This window comes from Bacillus cereus group sp. BfR-BA-01309 (genome assembly GCF_022664315.1).
In the GTDB taxonomy this organism is placed as follows: domain Bacteria; phylum Bacillota; class Bacilli; order Bacillales; family Bacillaceae_G; genus Bacillus_A; species Bacillus_A mobilis.
The window spans coordinates 120,266-138,438 of the sequence record NZ_JAKUHE010000001.1 but is presented as its reverse complement, the minus strand read 5'-3'; the positions used below and the strand labels follow the sequence as shown (position 1 = coordinate 138,438).

Genomic DNA, 18,173 nt, shown 5'->3' with positions numbered 1-18,173 from the left:
GTCAGAAAATTATTATATATCTTTTAGAACTTTCAGACAAAGAAAAAACTCCCACATTCAATAGGAGTTTTTTCTCTAAAATCCAAGTATAGCTAACCAGTTTAACAATTTCTCTTCTCGCGCTTTTAAATCATCGTTCTTAAGCTTACCCAACTGTATTTCACTAACAATTTCTCCGTCCGCCATAAAAAGAACTCTTTCTGTTTTCGCTGCTACTTTTACATCATGAGTCACTAACATAATGGTCGTTCCATCACGGTTAATGTTTAATAATATTTGCATTACCTCTTCTGTTGATTTTAAATTTAGAGCACCAGTTGGCTCATCAGCAAAAATAACATTTGGATTATTGATGAGCGCTCTACAAATAGAAACTCTTTGTAATTGTCCTCCAGATGCTTCCGTTATATAATGAGATGCTATATCACTTATCCCCATTTTCTCCATTAGCCCCAAAGCACGTCGATTTACTATTTTCTTACTCCCACATTTCGCTACATATGCTGACAAGATAATATTATCAAATAGATTCAAATTTCTAAGAAGGTTGCTCTGTTGAAAAATAAATCCTATTTCAGTAAGGCGCAATTTGGCTAGCTCTTCTTCTTTCATACATGATATTTCTTTACTATCAATTTTCACACTTCCTGATGACATTTGATCCATTCCACTAATATTATATAGTAACGTTGATTTCCCAGAACCAGAAGGGCCCATGACCGATACAAATTCACCTTCATAAATCTCTAAATCTATATTTTTTAGCACATGATAATTTGCATTTCCATCTAATGAATATGTTTTGTTTAATTGCTTTACTTCTAAAATTTTCTTCACGTTACACCCCCTACTCCCCATTTCGTTTTAAATCGTCTGTTTGTTTCATAGTAAAACTACTGAAAAGTGTTGTTGCAGTAACAGATATAAATAAAATAGCTGGACATATTACATAAGAAACGATAGGATTTACAACAAACTTTATATGAGCTGCTCCCATAAATGAGCCTAACCAACTTACTAACATTTCCCCAAACGTAGCAGCTAGTAATGTCCCTGTTACAATGCCTATTAATACAATGACAATAGAACGGGTTATATACTGTATTCGAATATCTTTGTAAGAAAAGCCGATATTTTTCATAATTAATATTTGCGAAGAATCTTTAGCTAATAACATTTTAAAAAACATCGCAGAAATTAAAACTGATATCAATATGGCAATTAACATTGCCACTTGAGTCACGAATCTTAATTGTTTAATTGTCTCTCCTAAAGTTTGCGTTAAATAATCATCTGTATCTGTTATTTTTGCAGAACTAAAATTATGTTTATACTCCTTCACTTTTTCTTGTAAATTCATAGTAGGCTTTATATCTACATTTACTACATACCACAATATATTTTCGCTATTATAAGAGAAGCTCGCTTTAGCTGTTTTCCCGCCATTTGTTACATCTTGATATATCCCACTAATAGTTTGTACTCTTTCTTTTCCTTCTACAAATAAAACGATTTCATCCCCTACATTCTTTTTTAATTCATTTGCGTTCATATAAGAAAGAGCAATTTCATCTTCATTTTTTGGTGCCATACCTTGAATATAGTCTAATGGGAATTTAGAGAAGTCTCCTACTTCTACATGTAAGTTTTCATGTGTCCCATCAGTATTCACCACTTTAAATGTACTCGTTACAAATGCTGCATACTTTTCAACTTCTTCATCGTTTCGTATATATGAAATTACTTCCTTAAATCGTTTCTCTATATTTTCAGATTGCTGTAAATCTATTCGAATATCACTTTTTCCTGTCCCCATATAATTTACAAACTTCGGTGACTGAATCGTATACAAAAAGTTAACAGGTACAACAATCATGAACACAGCAATGATTAAAACGATACTTAACACGCGATATAACTTAAATCGTTTTACTACATCTTGCATACCAATAAATATATTTACATTTGTAATTCTAGTTTGAGAGAGAGAAAAAGTCCTTTTTCCCTTACTCTTTCCTAGATTATCTCTTGATCTTAAAGCATCTATTGCTGTAATTCTCCTGAAATTCCGCAAAATGATACGACAAAACAGGATAATAGTTAGAAATAACACAATTGTGACTATTAATGGTACAACAAAATGTAAAATACTTGTACTTGCTATTCCCATATAAAGTGATATATTAGCGGTGAAAATTTTTGTAACAAATAACGAAAGAATATATCCACATATACATCCGCTAGCAGCAATAACAACATATTTTGTTACATATAGCTTTTGAATCTCTTTACTTGTTATGCCGATAGCCTTCATTACACCTATTTCCCGATAATCTTCTTCCATAGAAGTCATAATCGTAAATCTAATACATAAACTTGCGATTAACATTAATAATGCACTTATTATAATAAGCACTGCAGCTATTATTCCATCTGTTAATGAATTGAGAGTTTTAAAGAGTGAATACGTAATAGAGGGACCTTTTTGAGGTAAGTTCGATGATTGGTATAGCGTTTCAAATTCATTTATTTTATTTACATCTGTTAGCTGGAATTCAATAAGATATTCGCTTTCTCCAAAATTCCCCTTTATTCTTTCGAAGTCTTCATCATTTATTACAAATCGTTTTGAACTAACGATTGATGGGTTCATTTGAACATCACGAACAAATGACGAAATAGTCAATTCTAGTTCATTATTATTTTTAACAACCCATATTTTATCTCCAATACGCAATTTATATTTTTGCATATAATAAATTGGTACACCTATTTCCCCTTTCCTTACATTGATCACTTCATTATTTAAATCTAATAAAAAGTCAAAATTACTATTTTGTTTAACGAAACTAATGTCCATTACACTATTATGTTCCGCTTCATTTTTCTTCTTTATAAAAATGTTAGACCCGCCAATTTGAATCATTTCAGCCGTTTGCTGTTCTTTTACAAAAGGAGTTTTCGCTACAAATGAATCGATTGACTTTTGATTTATTTTTCCGGCATGCATTTGTACGAAGTGCGGTGCGTTTGATACTTTAAACAATTGATCAATCGAGTTCAATAAATTTATAACGTTACTTGAAGCACTAGCCATTAATAGACTTGATAACATAATAAACATAAATAAAATGGTAATTATCATTTTATTTTGAGAGAAATCTCTTTTTAACATTCTCCTAATCATATTAAGCTAGTTCCCCTCATTCCATAATATTTTCTTCGTCACGATCGCTATTATTATCATTATGAAACTAATAGCTAATATAGGTATATAAATTTTCATATTGAATTCTTCAAAAATAAAACCATAAATGACTTGCCCAATTGGCGCCATACATTGAGATATCGCAGTTATAATTGCCATTACTTTTCCTAGGTTTTCATTTGGTGTTTTCTTTTGGACTACAGTAATTACATAGATGGATACAATTGTCATGATCATTGCAATTAGAATAGAAGAAAGTATAAAGAGGATAAATGGTGGATAGTATCCTAAATTAAGAATAAATGGCGTAACTGATAGTGACATTGGTATTACTAATAAAGCTATTAAAAGCATCCAGTAATACAATGTTTTCATCTGTATCTTTTTCGCAAAAAAACCTATTGACAATGCACCTAAAATAGTAGCAAAATCGATCAATCCCATTCCAATTCCGTATATCATGTCGCTACTTTTCATTGTTACTCGTATAATAATTGGAGCACCAACTACAAATAGCGGTGTCAGTATTAAATTTAGTAATGCAGCTAAAAGCATAGATTTCAAAATAAATGGTTGTTTTAAAACGTATATAAAGCCATCTTTCATATCCTTTACAATTGTCGGTATGATATGGCTTTCTTGTGCTCTTTTTATAAAAGGTATTGTAATAAACATTTCTAAAATCGCAGATAAAAAGAAAGCAAGACAGCTTATTATTACGAGCATTTTCAAACCAATTATGCCGTACAATATTCCTCCTAATACAGGAGCAACTATGTTAGATAATGCTTGCACGCCATTTACGATACCGTTCGCTTGTTCTAACTTTTTCTCTGGAACTAATTGCGGAATACTCGCCATTACAACTGGTGAGTACATTGCACTAATGACAGCTAGTAAAAACATAATTGTCCCAATCAGTGTAATAGATACCGATCCAGTAAATAATAAAACTAAAAAGCTTAATACAATCGCAGTGTTTATAAAATCAAAAATGACCATTAAATTACGGCGATTGAAACGATCAGCTATCGCTCCGCCAAGTGGGGCGAACAAAAACGGAATACTCGTAATCGCATATAATCCTGCGAATATATCTGCACGCCCTGTTATATCTAGCACATATAACGACAGAGCAAAACGTAAAAGTGTTGATCCTAAAATAGTAATAATTTGCCCACTCACCATTAAGTGAAAATCTTTCATAGAAGATCTTATACTTGCTGGCATCCTCATCACACCCTTCTTTTAATTTAGACCGACTGTCGGTCTGTAGTAATTAAACAGAAAATGATTATTTCTGTTTAATTAAAACCTCAACCATATAATCAAAGGATCCTTCTTTCGCCCCAACAGATACTTCCATCATTTTAATATAAGCTTTCACTCTCCTCATCATTTCTTCTGGTTTCCACTCGAATAACCCCTCATCAAATATAACTTGTGCTGAAGAGAGTAATAATTCAATCGTTTCTTGTGGGTATGGTGTAGAAAATACGCCTTCATCGATTCCTTGTTCTAAAATCTCTGCTAAAACAGGAGATAAATGAATAATGGATTGCACTATGCTTTTTTGATGCATTTCCGCATTATTTGGCTGATGAAATTGTTCAATCATTTTATCTTTCACATCTCCTGATTTTGGTGATTGCTCCATCAAGACTCGAAATAACTTTTCTAAAACGGGGATATTTGGATTAGAAACGATTACTTTCGCTTTAGCAACATCTTCTTTAATGATCCTCATAATGATTTCATCCATTACTTCTTCTTTCGACTTAAAATAGTGATAAAACGTCCCCTTTGCTATTCCTATCTCTTTTAAAATGTCATTTACTGTTGTTTTCGTATAACCTTTCGTAATAAATAAACGTTCAGCAGTTTCTAAAATTTCCTTTCTACGCTCCTCATACTCCTTTACAACTCGCATTCATGTTCTCCTTCCCATCCAGACCGACTGTCGGTCTATTTAAATTATATGTTTAGTTAGTAAAAAGTTTCCCATTATCGTACATATACAACACCCTACTTTCTATTTCCTTTATGAATTTTAATTTTTTTAATACGGTGAATGAAATTTTAAAGGATATTTAAATGCAATCATCCTTGTACTTATATCGATTTCGTTGTATACAAACAAAAAAGAGCCGCAATAATCTGCGACTCTTTTCAATAATAACTATTTAACGGCCACGCCTTTGCTGACCTTGTTTTGTACTGCCTTTTTTATTACTTGGCTTGTTAAATGATCGGTTGTTATCATTTCTCGAACTATTTCTGGAGCCACCTTTTGAACCACTTCTTGAACCTTCGCGGCTATCTCTTTGACGATATTGATCTGATTTCTTTGGAGCCGGCTTTGGTACCGGTTTTCCATTTTCATCTACACGTTTTATCTTCGGTTGTTCAATTATTTCTCTTTGCAATGGTGCACCGAGCGTTTTTTCAATTTCTTCTAAATGTTTTTCATCTTTCGCTGCAACGAACGTAATTGCTATACCTGATCCACCTGCACGTCCTGTTCGGCCAATGCGGTGAATATAACTTTCTACATCTTCAGGAATATCAAAGTTAAATACATGCGTTACACCATCTACATCAAGTCCACGAGCTGCTACATCAGTCGCAATTAAGTACTGAATTTTAGCTTCGCGGAAACTCTTCATGACTCTTTCACGTTTCGCTTGAGGTATATCACCATGAAGTTCAGCACAATTATAACCTAGTCCTTTTAAATTATCATAAAGCTTACTTGCTCTAACTTTTGTACGACAGAAAATAACTGCTAAAAATGGCTGATCACGGTCCATAACAAAACGAAGTGCATCTGGCTTTGCACGATCTGTCGTCTCAATGACACGCTGCTCAATTGTATTTACCGTTACTTCTTCACTTTCTACTTGAATCATTTGTGGTTCATCCATATAACGCTTCGCCAATTTTTTAATATCTTTTGGCATCGTTGCTGAGAATAACATCGTTTGTTTACTACCAGGTGTCTCATCTAAAATATCTTCAATATCATATAAGAAACCGAAATAAAGCATTTGATCCGCTTCATCTAGTACAATCGTTGAAAGATTACTTAAATCAATTGTTTCACGTCGTATATGATCTAATAATCGTCCTGGTGTCGCAACAACTATATGTGTATTTCCTTTTAATTTTCTCAATTGCTGTGCTACATCTTGCCCGCCATAAATCGCTAGTACATTAATATCTTCTCTTTGAACAAGCATTTTTTTAATTTCAGTTGTAATTTGCAGTGCTAGTTCCCTTGTTGGTGCAACAATTAAAGCTTGAACATCACTAGACTCTGGATCGATTTTTTCTAAAATCGGTAACACAAATGCTAACGTTTTACCCGTTCCTGTTTTCGCCTGCCCAATAATATCTTTACCTGACATAATAACAGGAATTGCCCGCTCTTGAATTGGTGTTGCTTCTGTAATTCCATTTTCACGTAATGTATGATTAAAAGTTTCACTAATTCCTAATTCTAAAAAGTTTTTCAAATAGACCACTTCTTTTCCTTATTTTTCACATTAGCTTTCATTGTACCATTTGTTTCGCCAAATATGAAAAATAAAAAAATTCTTATCTTCTTTTTTTATATTCATCGTGTACTAGTTGGACAAATTCTTTTTGTTTTTTCTCCGAATTTCTTAACGCTTCCATATTAGTCGTAGACAAAATGAACTTTTTAATTTTTCTATTACTCCAAATTAAACTTGTATACTTTATATCTTCGTGTAGCTTTCGAAACCACTCAAATTCGCTTAATTTGGCAATATGATGTTTTAATTTCATATCATTCCGAGGATAAAATAAAATTATGTCCATTATTACATCCAGCAATAAACTCATCTTCTCCCCTCCTATACATAAATATTTCAATGTTAAGGAAACATAGTTACAGGGTGATAAAATTGACCAATACATTCATAAAGATTTTTTGCGTATTTTTCTTACTATATTTTCAATCCAACACAATTATAATGGCGAAATCTCAAACAGATGTAATAAGTGAATTCAAACATGCTTTACTCAAAAATGATGAAAAATTAATGAGGTCATATGTAACAGATGGAGTTGAACTACCTACTTTCCAAACAAATAAACAAATTCATGAAATTAAAATAGTAGCGTCTCCAAAAGAAGATACTACAATTCTTATTTCTTATTTCAAAGACACTGATGATAGATTTACTCTTGGTTACATTTTAGAAATAGTAACAAAAAATAATAAAATATCTCGAATTAATCAAATTTATGATGGAACGAATCCACTTATGAAAGAAGCTACTATTGTAAAAAAATATGAAATGAAGTGTAAGGAACATATACTTACTCCTACAAAATTCCCGTTCGAAATTCACGAATTTCAAGGGTATATCTATAACAATTACTTAAACCTCCAATACTACAATGACGATATTAATGGGATTTTTAAAATCACTGTTTCTCCAGTTCAAAACAAATTAGGCTTCTATGTACTTAGGGGAGCTAAGTTCTACACCTTAAAAAATAATATAAAAGCATTATATAATCCTCATTTTGATTCAGCATATGAGCTTATCTTTCAGCAGAATGGTTTTCAATATACAATTGCAATTGGCAACAAACGCTATATAAAAGGAACATATAACGTAAAGGATTTAATTCAAATTGCAGAATCTATGAATTAAAAAAACGATCTTTTCTATATCAAAAAGATCGTTTTTTCTTATTTTATATAATGAGTTTTCCTACAAAAAACGGGCTAACACATGAGGATAAATTTTCAATAGTGTTCTTAATCAGCATTTTTAACTTTCTTATCACTGTTATCATTTTTATATGAATACGATAATAAAATAATAACAATTAACCAAAAGACTGAGTTTTGTATCCATTCCGATACTACAGGAATTTGGAATGTTATAAATCCAAGTATAAGACTAAATACAATAATCACCAATTTATGCATATAATTCCCCTTTTTATCTAATTGTATTTTAAAAGTGATAGGAGAACAATGGACACAAATTCAATACTATTTTTTAATCATCTGTATTATTTTTGAAATAACTTTATTATTCGTAAACAAATACTAATTTTTAGACAGTAAGTTTTCCTCCATGATAACAATAATACATTGCTGCTTTAAGGTTTTTAATTCTCTTTAAAGACTCTTCCGCTTTTTCTATATCTAAGCAAAAATTCGGATTAGCTATTACTAATTCACAATTTTCTTGAACGGCCGCATCCCCTGTAATTACACAGTTTGAATTTGAAAAATATAATGAAATATGCCCCGAAGTATGCCCTGGGGTCGCTACTATTTGACATTCATTATTCAAAATCATTTGACCATCACATACCTTTTCATCGACAGAAATATGTTTTATATTTTTTAATTGTTGTATAAACCATTCACCAAATTCTTTTTCTTCAATTGGCATACGTTCTAACATTTCTTCAGCTTGAACTAGTCTCTCCGATTTTATATCACCATTAATGTAGTGGGATTCAATTTCACTAGCAATAATATTAACGTGAGGATATTTCACTTTAAAATCATATAAAGATCCTATATGATCATCATCATAATGGGTAATAATTATATTTTTTAAGTTTTTCATCTCATACCCATGTTTTAAAGTTGCGTCTTCAATTAAAGGTAAAAAGTTGATATAACCTGTATCTACTAAAGTTAATTCATTATTTATTATAAGTAAGCTCGGATAAATACATTGTTTTGCCCCATTAAATTCAAATTCAATTGGTAGTTCTATTATCTTCATTTTTCTTCCCCCATACCCGTTATTAAATGTTTCATAATAACTAAATCATTCACATACATTTTACTATACATGTCACCAAATAATTTGCATCCAAATGTCCATTTTGTTCAATTTTACGTTTAATGTATAATTTTCATATAAAAAAGAAAACGCACCCGTTATGGATGCTTCCTTATCTTACCTGCTCAACTATATAAATCAACTTTGGCCTATCCGAAACCTGATATGTATAGTCTTCATTTTTATGCATATATGTTTCTATCCTATTTATCACTTTAAACATTCTGTCTGAATTCGCACTGAACCGAGATACTGAATCACATAAAACTATTGACCCTTTCTTGTAAAAATTTATAATTTCATAAATATCTCGTTCTAAACAAACTTCTCCTACTTGCAAATCCTCTTTCGCTTCATAGTTATAGATTCCCATTCTCATTCCCCCAAAAAATTGTATTTTTCCTTACAACATCCCCTTGTTACATAAATAATAACACGATAAAATTCTAAAACTCAAACTCGTCGGATTTATCTGAGAAAACAAAAAAGCCATCAACGAAGCGACAACTTTCAAAAAGATGGGAGAAAAGTGAGGAAAAAATGGTTCAAAACAAAGTAACACCTGCACTGCTAGACGAAGTGGCCAAACGTGCAATTAATACCAGAGTCACATTAAAAGCTTATGAATCATCAGCGAGTACAGGGGCTATTCAAGAATTATAAAAGTTCTAATTAATAGATGTACCCTTAGATTATTTAGAAGTAATTCAACATTGTACGAATGCAGAGATTAATGTAAAAAATGAACTTTAATACGTATTACCACCAAACGTTATCTGCGTAGTACCTTTACTTGGAACGAACACATACACTGTAAGTCGTTACATAACCAACATTCTATTATTTTGAACAGGTAATTCCTTATTTTTATGGAAATATACAATAAGCAAAACAATAAAATTGATTATTTCCTCACTTTTTTGTCTATCCTTTTAAAAAATCTATGTTTTTGTAAAAGGAGTGTTTATATGGAGAAACAGACACTTTGGAAAAAATTCAAAAAAAGCTCAGCGAACCTCGGGAAATCAAGCGTTTATGAAAGTATTATTTTATACTACACAATGAGAAAAAAAGAGCTACCTACTAAAGCGAAATTCATAATATTAGCCGCTTTATCCTATTACGTGCTAACAATCGACTTCATTCCAGATATAGCTGCTATTATTGGGATTGGCTTATTAGATGATGTTTTAGCAATCGCTATAGCGCATAAATTTGTAATGCGCCATGCCGACGCTGAAATTCGCGAGAAGAGTAGAATGAAAATGGAGTCATTATTTACTTCAGCTCAGGCATGACTTAAAATAATTAGTCATTTACCCTACCTTTTCTAGTTTTAACTACACCCAATCTTTAGTTAATGTAAACTCTATGTATCCCACTAAATATTATCCTGCATGAATTGCGCTTTTACAGGATAAATCGTATCAGAAACAACAGAAATTCTCTTAACTCTTTAGCCTTAGCAAATTAGGGTGCCAGCACTTATTCTTAAGTTCCGACACCCTATCCTTCGTTTTTATGCAGTTACATGCGTCCCCCTATACAAAACTGCTATTGCCACTACTATAAGAATCATCCCCATAAAAGCAGGTGCAGCATGACCAAGTGATACATAGATTTGCCCTCCAATCATTGGACCGATCATTCTTGCCAAAGCTTGAATAGATTGGCTACCGCCTTGAATCCTTCCTTGTTCACTAGAATCGACAGACTTTGAAAGCATCCCATTGAATGAAGGCCCGAAAATTGAGTCACCAAAACCAAACAGTAACATCCCAACGATTAGAAGAGGATATAAGGAAAATAAAGCAGATGCTGCAATAAAACTGTAGCCAATAACCTCCGAAACCATCCCAAGTATTGCTATTTGTTTATCACTAAGCTTGATCAAAAGCTTTGGCATTATAAAAGCTTGTGAAATGATATCTTGAAAGCCCATAATTGAAAACATAATTCCAATTAGTGCAGGTTTCCAGCTAAAAGTATCCATCGTAAATTGTGTAAAAATTGCTTGTAAAGATCCGTTAGGTATCCAAAGTAAAAACGCTGAGACAAGTAACCATTTTAAGTTTTTCATTGAAAGTATGTTTGCTAGCTGTGCAAAAGGATTTAACCTTACAAAAGTAATTTCTTTTAACCTATTATTTTTGTCAAGACTCTCAGGCATATATTTCATCCCATATAGAACATTTAATAAAGTTATAAGCGCTCCAAAATACAAAGGTACAGAATGACCAAACTTTGCAAGTAATCCCCCAAGAGTTGGTCCAATAATGGTTCCTGCACCTACCACTGCACTCACCCACCCAAAATACTTCGTTCTCTGTTCTGAGGGAATGATATCTGCAAAATATGCAAAAATTGTACTGATGCTCCCGCCTGTTATTCCTTCTATTATACGTCCAGCAAATAGTACCCATAAAGCCCCTCCTATACCAAAAACTAAGTACCCAATTGCAGAACCGAAAAGGCATATTAAAAGTAATGGACGGCGGCCATATTTATCGCTCAAAGCTCCGAGTACAGGTGCAGTGAAAAATACGCAGACCGCATAAACAGAGGTCAGTAGCGTAACAACTAGAGCCTGTTCTTCCGGACTACTTATATAAGGCTGCACTAAGAATGGCACTACTGGCATGATGATACTGAAACCTATACCACAAAGAAATACAGAAATAAGGCCAAATATTAAAGCGTGTTTATCTATGTTTTTTTCAGTCTCATTTTCATTTTGTGATCTAAATATAGACATTTAATTTCTCCTCTCAAAACATTTTGTTGCTTCGTCAACAAAATGATAACTCCACTTTGTTGATTAGTCAACAAAAATTAAATAATAAAAAGGTAGCCTTCCCGTGAACAGGCTACCTTTTTATTATTTAAATACATCTGGCATTAACAGGTAAATTTACGACTTAATATGTATACCTTGTTTCTTTATTTCTGCATCCAAATGCCTACTATACTTTTCCACGAAGTTAATAATACTGTCAAATTCTGCCTCGGTTACTTGCTCAAATACAGCTTTATCCCGTTGTTGAAACTCATTGTGCAACTCTTCGTGAATTTTATATATGTCTTTCCCTTGTTCAGTAAGCTTAAAATAAATTTCTTTTTTATTCTCTGATTTCTGGTAACTTTCGATAAGGCCTTTGTTTATGAGCTTCTTAGTCATTCTACTTATTGCACCGCGAGTCACATAAAAAGCCTCTGCAAGTTGTGTCACGTTAGAATCGGCATTGTTTTCAATGTATTCAATACAATGTACTTCAGAAGATTTAAAACCTTTAAGACCTTCTTCCATTTTATCCTTATTAAGCCAAACCATCTTATTATATAATTCCCTGAAACCGTTCATGACCTGTTCTTCCTTGTTCATGGTCTATCCTCCTAACAGCTCATTCATACGCTAAAACCATTATATTAAATTTCTGTTTCCGTTTCGACAATATTGATATAATTATTTGAGTTATTTATGAAAGTAGACGATAAAATATAATAATTCACTATACGGAAAATAAAACATGTGTATTATAAACATGCCCTACACGGTAGACAAAAAGTAAGAGCTAAGATTAGTTGTCTTAGCTCTTACTCCATAAAATTTATGTTTTTCAAATACTATTTCACTTCATTGGCTACAAAAAATTGCTCACAAACACTGGAAATGCGCTGCAAGTCTACGTTTCCACCAGATATAACCGCGACTACCTTTTTCCCTTTAATATATGGATCCACTTTCCCTGCAAGTAGAGCAGCAGTAGCTAATGCGCCAGCCCCTTCTACAACAGCTTTACCGCGTTGTAATAAGTCTTTCATCGCTACTTCTAATTCACCTTCTGATACAGTTACAATATCATCTACTAATTCTTTTACTATTTCAAAAGTTAAATCGCCTGGTATTTTAACTGCGCAACCATCTGCTATAGTAGGTGCCTCATAATGTTCTACAATCGTACCTTTGTCATAAGAAGCCTTCATCCCATGAACATTATCTGCTTGGACACCAATAATATTAATGGATGGATTAAAAGATTTTAATGCTACAGCAATTCCAGAAATAATTCCACCACCGCCAATTGGTACAATGACAGTATCAACATCCCACATATCATCAAGAATATCCAAACCAATTGTACCTTGACCAGCCATTACCTCTACATCATCATATGGATGTAAGTATGTTTCGCCTGTTTCCCTAATAATCTCCTCACATTTTGCCTTCGCATCATCAAAAGTTTCACCATATAAAATCACTTCTGATCCATATCCTCTAGTCGCTTCAACTTTCGCCTGAGGGGCAGAAATCGGCATCACAATTTTACTCTTAATACCAAGTAAATGAGCAGATAAAGCGACTCCTTGCGCATGATTACCAGCGGAACAAGCAATTACTCCTCTCTCTTTTTCCTGATCTGTCAACTGTGACATTTTATTAAATGCACCACGGAATTTAAAAGAACCCGTTAATTGCATATTTTCTAATTTCAAGTGAATTTCTCCGCCTGTTTTACTAGTCAAATAAAATGATTTTACTAGTGGCGTTTTACGAGCATTTCTGTCTAAAATGTTTTGAGCTTTTTTAATATCATCTATATGTAACGGTAGTTTTTTAGTTATCATACTAACACCTCTTCCAATGATCTATTCCTCAGTTTTCGTATGTAGCAACTCCTTTATACGAAAACACGTACATTAAGTAAAAGTCTTTATATATGTACCTCACTCTGTATTACACACATTTGCAAACAATTCAACATCCTCTTCATATCACGTTCTTTATAATGATTCAGGCATGCAATTTGGATCCAGTTATTCTTTTGTAAATACGCTGATTCATAATGGACGATATATCCTTGTAACGCTAACGCATCGCCTACATCTTTAGAAGACTGACCTTCTTTTAATTGAATGGTAAGTATGATTGGCGCAGCATGTTCTTTAGGTGAAAAAAGTTTTAAACCCATAGTAGTTATAGCTTGTTCAATATATGCATACGTCTCTTTTATTTTTTCAAATGCCATTTCATCATCAAATCGTTTTAAGGCTTCTTGCAATGCATACATTAAATTCCATGAATGAGAATATGGAATACTGTCATTTTCTTCGTACATGCCAATATCCATATAGGCCGGTAATACCTCATTTACTTTCACATTGTGATTATAAAAAACGAAAGATAATCCAGTAAACGATTTAATTGCCTTTCCACTAACACCGCTTGCAAAATATACATCTTTCAAATCTATCGGTATTGCTCCAATTGAGCTAATACAATCTACACATAGTTTCACTTTATACTTTTCACATAAAACATTTAGTTCGTCTAAATCATTTAACATTCCAGTTGATGTTTCATGGTGAACAAACCAAAGCCATTCATAATTGCCAGTTTCCATTATTTTTTCTAGCTCGGTATAAATAAACGGTTCTCCCATTTCTTTTTTATACGTATCAAAATGTAATTGCGCGCGTGCTGCGTGTCCAACTAATCTATTACCGAATTCCCCATTTGTTAATACTAGTCCTTTTCCTTTTAAAGAACGTAACTGTAAAGCAATCGTATCATTCGCTAACGTCCCTGTTCCTAACAATATTTGCACACGTTTTGCTTTTGTCATTTGCAGTAATCGTTTTTTCACATTTTCCATTGTCACTTGAAATGACTTAGAACGATGCGAAATAGGCTTAGTAGAAAATGCCTTTCGAACATTTTCTTCAATATCTACTGGACCTGGTAAAAATGTGTATTCCTTCGTCATAATCCCACCAACACTCGACTCTTCAAACATAGCAGGTGTAACATACATTGGCTGGAAGGCTGCTTCTTCTGTTCCAACTAACGTATGGAAACATTTGAATCCCATTTGTTCGTATAAAGGTAGTTCACGTGTTGTAGCAGAAATGAGTGCCAATTCATATCCATTTAGAAGCAAATAACGATGTAAAAAGCGAATTAAACCTAATAATGCTCTTCCATTTCGATATTCACGTTCTACTGAAAGTAAACGAATTTCATATACATGTTCTCCATGTTCTTGCAAATACAAATCTAGATTTGTAATTTTATAGTCTAATGAGAATGGTCGTTTTCCTCGCAATGCAACCATACCTACTAACTTATCGTCATCTAAACAAATTAAATATGTATTTTCATCATGAAAACGATCAATACGAACACGCTCTTTCGTTTCTTCGTGTTGCGGAATTTCTTCTACAAATGTTTTATAATTCAATTTATGTATACATTCAAATTCCCAAGCTTGATCAGCAACTTTATATATTAACCCCATGTTGTATCTCCTTTATGTATTTAATAAAAATTATAAGTGGAGATTTACTCCACTTATGAAAAGTTCGTTTCATTCTCGATTTACATATAAAATAAGTACAATGATAAGAGCACTTAAAATAGTGGTAACAATTGAGTAAGAATATAAAATCATGCAAACTGGTAAACAAGCGATTGTAATTAACCCTGGCTTAGTAAATCCTTTAAAGATCAAATAAAATATAATGAAAACAACAACAAGGGTAAGCGCTATCAAATAATCAAATGCGATTAATCCTCCGATAAATGTTGATATGCCTTTTCCGCCCTTGCCTTTAAATACAATTGGATAAATATGTCCAAGTAAAACAGCCAATAAAGCTAACATTACAAATGTAGAATCTCCAAAAAGGTATATTGCAATAGAAACTACGATTGCCCCTTTGATTGCATCACCTAAAAATGTAGCGATGAAATATCCTTTTCCATATACGCGCCCCATATTTCTTGCACCAGGATTACCGCTTCCTTCATCCCGTATATCGACGTTATGTCTCCATTTCGTTACTATATATGCGGTCAATATGTTTCCAAATAAATAAGAAACCACCAAATACAAAAATTGCATACTATTAATCATATAATCATTCACTTTCTACATGGGAATACATATACAATATTCAAGAACTATGTATATTGTACTTTTTTATCCACATCCCTTTATACATTTTAACATCATATATTTACAAATCATACAAAAATTCTCATACAGCTATTTTTTAAAATATATATTCTTCATTAAATAATAGCTTCCTTTCACTGCTGGTTCTGATTGTGATACAAACATAACATCTCCTATACTTTTCTCGCAGCATTTCTTAAACTCAGCATATATTTCAGGAACGAAACGCAATATGCTGCCACTTACTGCAATTGAAGCGGATAAATTAAACTGCATCTTATTGTAAATATTCACCGTCATTCTTGTTAATTCCTTAGCCGCTTGTAGAATAATTTTATGTGCATCATCATTCCCATTTCTCGCTTCCTCAATAATTAGCGGTGCAATTGCTGCAACTTTATCTTTTGAAAAACTATATACTAGTTGTTTTATATGAGACGATGTTAATAGTTGAAACTCGTCTTGAATCCTTAAGCTTAATGGACAAAGTGTAACTCCTTGATCAAATTGATTTGCCATTCTCTTTAAACCTTGTAACGCAATCCAATATCCGCTTCCTTCATCTCCTAAAATATGTCCCCATCCACCACTATACTTGTACACTTCTCCTTTCTTTCCAATACAAATTGCACCTGTACCACCAATCGTTAAAATTCCATCCTTCCCTTTTAAAGCAGCTGCATGTGCAATCATTGCATCATTTAAAACTTCAATTTGTGTTCCGTACTTCTTTTTTAAACGTACTGTTAATTCATCCGTATTTATTCCACTTACACCGGCTAACCCTAAACAAATACAAACGCAATGCCCATTTAATAACCCTTTCTGGCATTGATCAATCACTTCCATAATATGCACAAGAGCTTCTTCAAAATCTATTAATATATTTCCAAAACCACTTGTAGCTCTTACAATTTCGTTTCCGTCTTTATCAAATGCAATTGCTTCTGTCTTCGTTCCCCCGCCGTCTATTCCAATCATGTACTTCATATGTTCGCCTCATTTTCATCATCTTATTGGAGGGAATGTTATATTCCCTAAAACTACAGATTGCGTTGCACCTGTTGCGCTCGGCACATTACTCGGATTACGATGATATGTTTCATTTGCTAAAATGGCAAAGGCGATTGCTTCCTTCGCTTCTGAAGAAAAGCCTATATCCTCTTGAAGGAATAATGCACATTTTTCTTCTTTCAATCCATGCCGTATCATTTCTACAAGTGTATCATTATAACTTCCGCCACCACCTAGAATTGCCTCATCAATTTCATAATACGGTAAAATAAACTCCTTATAATGATATACAATTGAATTTGCAGTAAACATCGTGACAGTCGTCAATATATTTTCTTTACAATGCTTTTCAAACCGCTTCAATAACTCACTGACAAATTCTTCTCCAAACTGTTCTCTACCAGTTGATTTAGGTGGATTCATTTTCAAAAATGGATGATTCATACAATATGTCAAAATTTCTTCCACAACTACTCCTTGTTTTGCAATTTTACCATTTTGATCATACGGCAACCGAAATAACCTTTGACATAGTTCATCCATTATCATATTCCCTGGCCCTGTATCAAAAGCTATAACACTCTTATCACTTAGTTGACTTGGTATTACGGTAACATTACCGATCCCGCCAATATTTTGTAGTAGTCTATTTTTAGTTTGGTGACGATACAAAATAATCTCTGAATATGGTACAAGTGGTGCACCTTGTCCCCCTGCTGCCATATCCATCGTTCGAAAATTAGAAATAACTGTCGTTTTCGTTTCATACGCAATTACTGCTGGTTCTCCAATTTGTAATGTGGAAGGAATCATAGTACCATCTTGCTTTGGCTGATGATAAATCGTTTGTCCATGAGAACCAATTACATCTAATTGTCCCAAAGGAAAATTGGCCTCTTTACAAACTTCCTTTACAGCACCTGCGAAGCATAAACCGAGTTTGAAATTTAAACTGCATATAAGTTGTACATTTGAATTTTCTATTGATAATGCCTGCTGGATCTCATTTTTCATATCATTACAAAACGGCACAGTAGTAAAATGTATTAGTTCAACTTTAGAACCTACACCGCTTCCTTCTATATGAACGAGTGCTACATCTATTCCGTCTAACGAAGTACCAGACATTACCCCTGCAATATACATAAC

The 18,173-nt window shown here is 33.0% G+C and carries 18 protein-coding genes; 2 read left to right on the top strand and 16 right to left on the bottom strand.

Annotation, left to right across the window (positions count from 1 at the left end; genetic code table 11):
- Positions 1–75: 75 nt before the first annotated feature.
- From MR115_RS00670 to MR115_RS00645, 6 genes are all read right to left on the bottom strand, one after another.
- A complete protein-coding gene (locus tag MR115_RS00670) occupies positions 76–837 on the bottom strand; it encodes an ABC transporter ATP-binding protein (protein ID WP_141438563.1) in 762 nt (253 codons plus the stop codon).
- Positions 838–847: 10 nt separating this feature from the next.
- Positions 848–3,187 carry an ABC transporter permease gene (locus MR115_RS00665; RefSeq protein WP_097865400.1) on the bottom strand — a complete coding sequence of 780 codons (2,340 nt, stop codon included), beginning with the start codon at positions 3,185–3,187 and terminating at the stop codon, positions 848–850.
- 6 nt (positions 3,188–3,193) lie between these two features.
- Positions 3,194–4,444 (bottom strand): MFS transporter, encoded by a 1,251-nt coding sequence (locus MR115_RS00660; protein ID WP_375337806.1) that lies wholly within the window; start codon positions 4,442–4,444, stop codon positions 3,194–3,196.
- A 58-nt stretch (positions 4,445–4,502) separates the two neighbouring features.
- On the bottom strand, positions 4,503–5,138 hold the full coding sequence (locus tag MR115_RS00655) for a TetR/AcrR family transcriptional regulator (RefSeq protein ID WP_071722989.1): 636 nt from the start codon (positions 5,136–5,138) through the stop codon (positions 4,503–4,505).
- Positions 5,139–5,391: 253 nt separating this feature from the next.
- Positions 5,392–6,732: a DEAD/DEAH box helicase gene (locus tag MR115_RS00650; RefSeq protein WP_242239268.1), complete on the bottom strand. Its 1,341-nt coding sequence runs from the start codon at positions 6,730–6,732 to the stop codon at positions 5,392–5,394.
- Positions 6,733–6,805: 73 nt separating this feature from the next.
- On the bottom strand, positions 6,806–7,075 hold the full coding sequence (locus MR115_RS00645) for a hypothetical protein (RefSeq protein WP_242239267.1): 270 nt from the start codon (positions 7,073–7,075) through the stop codon (positions 6,806–6,808).
- 29 nt (positions 7,076–7,104) lie between these two features.
- On the opposite strand from MR115_RS00645, the gene MR115_RS00640 reads away from it, so the two are divergent.
- Positions 7,105–7,896 (top strand): hypothetical protein, encoded by a 792-nt coding sequence (locus tag MR115_RS00640; RefSeq protein ID WP_242239265.1) that lies wholly within the window; start codon positions 7,105–7,107, stop codon positions 7,894–7,896.
- A 107-nt stretch (positions 7,897–8,003) separates the two neighbouring features.
- Here the strand turns inward: MR115_RS00640 and MR115_RS00635 are convergent, their stop codons facing one another.
- The 3 genes from MR115_RS00635 to MR115_RS00625 form a co-directional block, all read right to left on the bottom strand.
- On the bottom strand, positions 8,004–8,177 hold the full coding sequence (locus tag MR115_RS00635) for a hypothetical protein (RefSeq protein ID WP_242239262.1): 174 nt from the start codon (positions 8,175–8,177) through the stop codon (positions 8,004–8,006).
- A 130-nt stretch (positions 8,178–8,307) separates the two neighbouring features.
- On the bottom strand, positions 8,308–8,994 hold the full coding sequence (locus tag MR115_RS00630) for an MBL fold metallo-hydrolase (RefSeq protein ID WP_242239260.1): 687 nt from the start codon (positions 8,992–8,994) through the stop codon (positions 8,308–8,310).
- Between the two features lie 172 nt (positions 8,995–9,166).
- A complete protein-coding gene (locus MR115_RS00625; RefSeq protein WP_073515037.1) occupies positions 9,167–9,427 on the bottom strand; it encodes a hypothetical protein in 261 nt (86 codons plus the stop codon).
- Between the two features lie 595 nt (positions 9,428–10,022).
- Here MR115_RS00625 and MR115_RS00620 point away from each other — a divergent pair.
- Positions 10,023–10,352: a YkvA family protein gene (locus tag MR115_RS00620; RefSeq protein ID WP_063261044.1), complete on the top strand. Its 330-nt coding sequence runs from the start codon at positions 10,023–10,025 to the stop codon at positions 10,350–10,352.
- A 221-nt stretch (positions 10,353–10,573) separates the two neighbouring features.
- Here MR115_RS00620 and MR115_RS00615 read toward each other — a convergent pair whose 3' ends face one another.
- From MR115_RS00615 to anmK, 7 genes are all read right to left on the bottom strand, one after another.
- Positions 10,574–11,809, bottom strand: a complete 1,236-nt coding sequence (locus tag MR115_RS00615) for an MFS transporter (RefSeq protein ID WP_242239258.1) — start codon at positions 11,807–11,809, stop codon at positions 10,574–10,576.
- Positions 11,810–11,965: 156 nt separating this feature from the next.
- Complete coding sequence (locus tag MR115_RS00610) at positions 11,966–12,436, bottom strand: MarR family transcriptional regulator (RefSeq protein ID WP_242239255.1); 471 nt, start codon at positions 12,434–12,436, stop codon at positions 11,966–11,968.
- A 242-nt stretch (positions 12,437–12,678) separates the two neighbouring features.
- On the bottom strand, positions 12,679–13,680 hold the full coding sequence (gene tdcB, locus MR115_RS00605) for a bifunctional threonine ammonia-lyase/L-serine ammonia-lyase TdcB (RefSeq protein ID WP_242239253.1): 1,002 nt from the start codon (positions 13,678–13,680) through the stop codon (positions 12,679–12,681).
- An 86-nt stretch (positions 13,681–13,766) separates the two neighbouring features.
- On the bottom strand, positions 13,767–15,350 hold the full coding sequence (locus MR115_RS00600) for an aminotransferase class V-fold PLP-dependent enzyme (protein ID WP_242239252.1): 1,584 nt from the start codon (positions 15,348–15,350) through the stop codon (positions 13,767–13,769).
- A 69-nt stretch (positions 15,351–15,419) separates the two neighbouring features.
- The gene (plsY, locus tag MR115_RS00595) at positions 15,420–15,968 is read right to left on the bottom strand and encodes a glycerol-3-phosphate 1-O-acyltransferase PlsY (RefSeq protein ID WP_242239251.1); all 549 of its coding nucleotides are present in this window, start codon (positions 15,966–15,968) and stop codon (positions 15,420–15,422) included.
- A gap of 132 nt (positions 15,969–16,100) precedes the next feature.
- Positions 16,101–17,000 (bottom strand): BadF/BadG/BcrA/BcrD ATPase family protein, encoded by a 900-nt coding sequence (locus MR115_RS00590; RefSeq protein WP_242239250.1) that lies wholly within the window; start codon positions 16,998–17,000, stop codon positions 16,101–16,103.
- Between the two features lie 18 nt (positions 17,001–17,018).
- Entirely contained in the window at positions 17,019–18,170 is a 1,152-nt protein-coding gene (anmK, locus tag MR115_RS00585) for an anhydro-N-acetylmuramic acid kinase AnmK (RefSeq protein ID WP_097865412.1), read from the bottom strand.
- Positions 18,171–18,173: the final 3 nt, after the last annotated feature.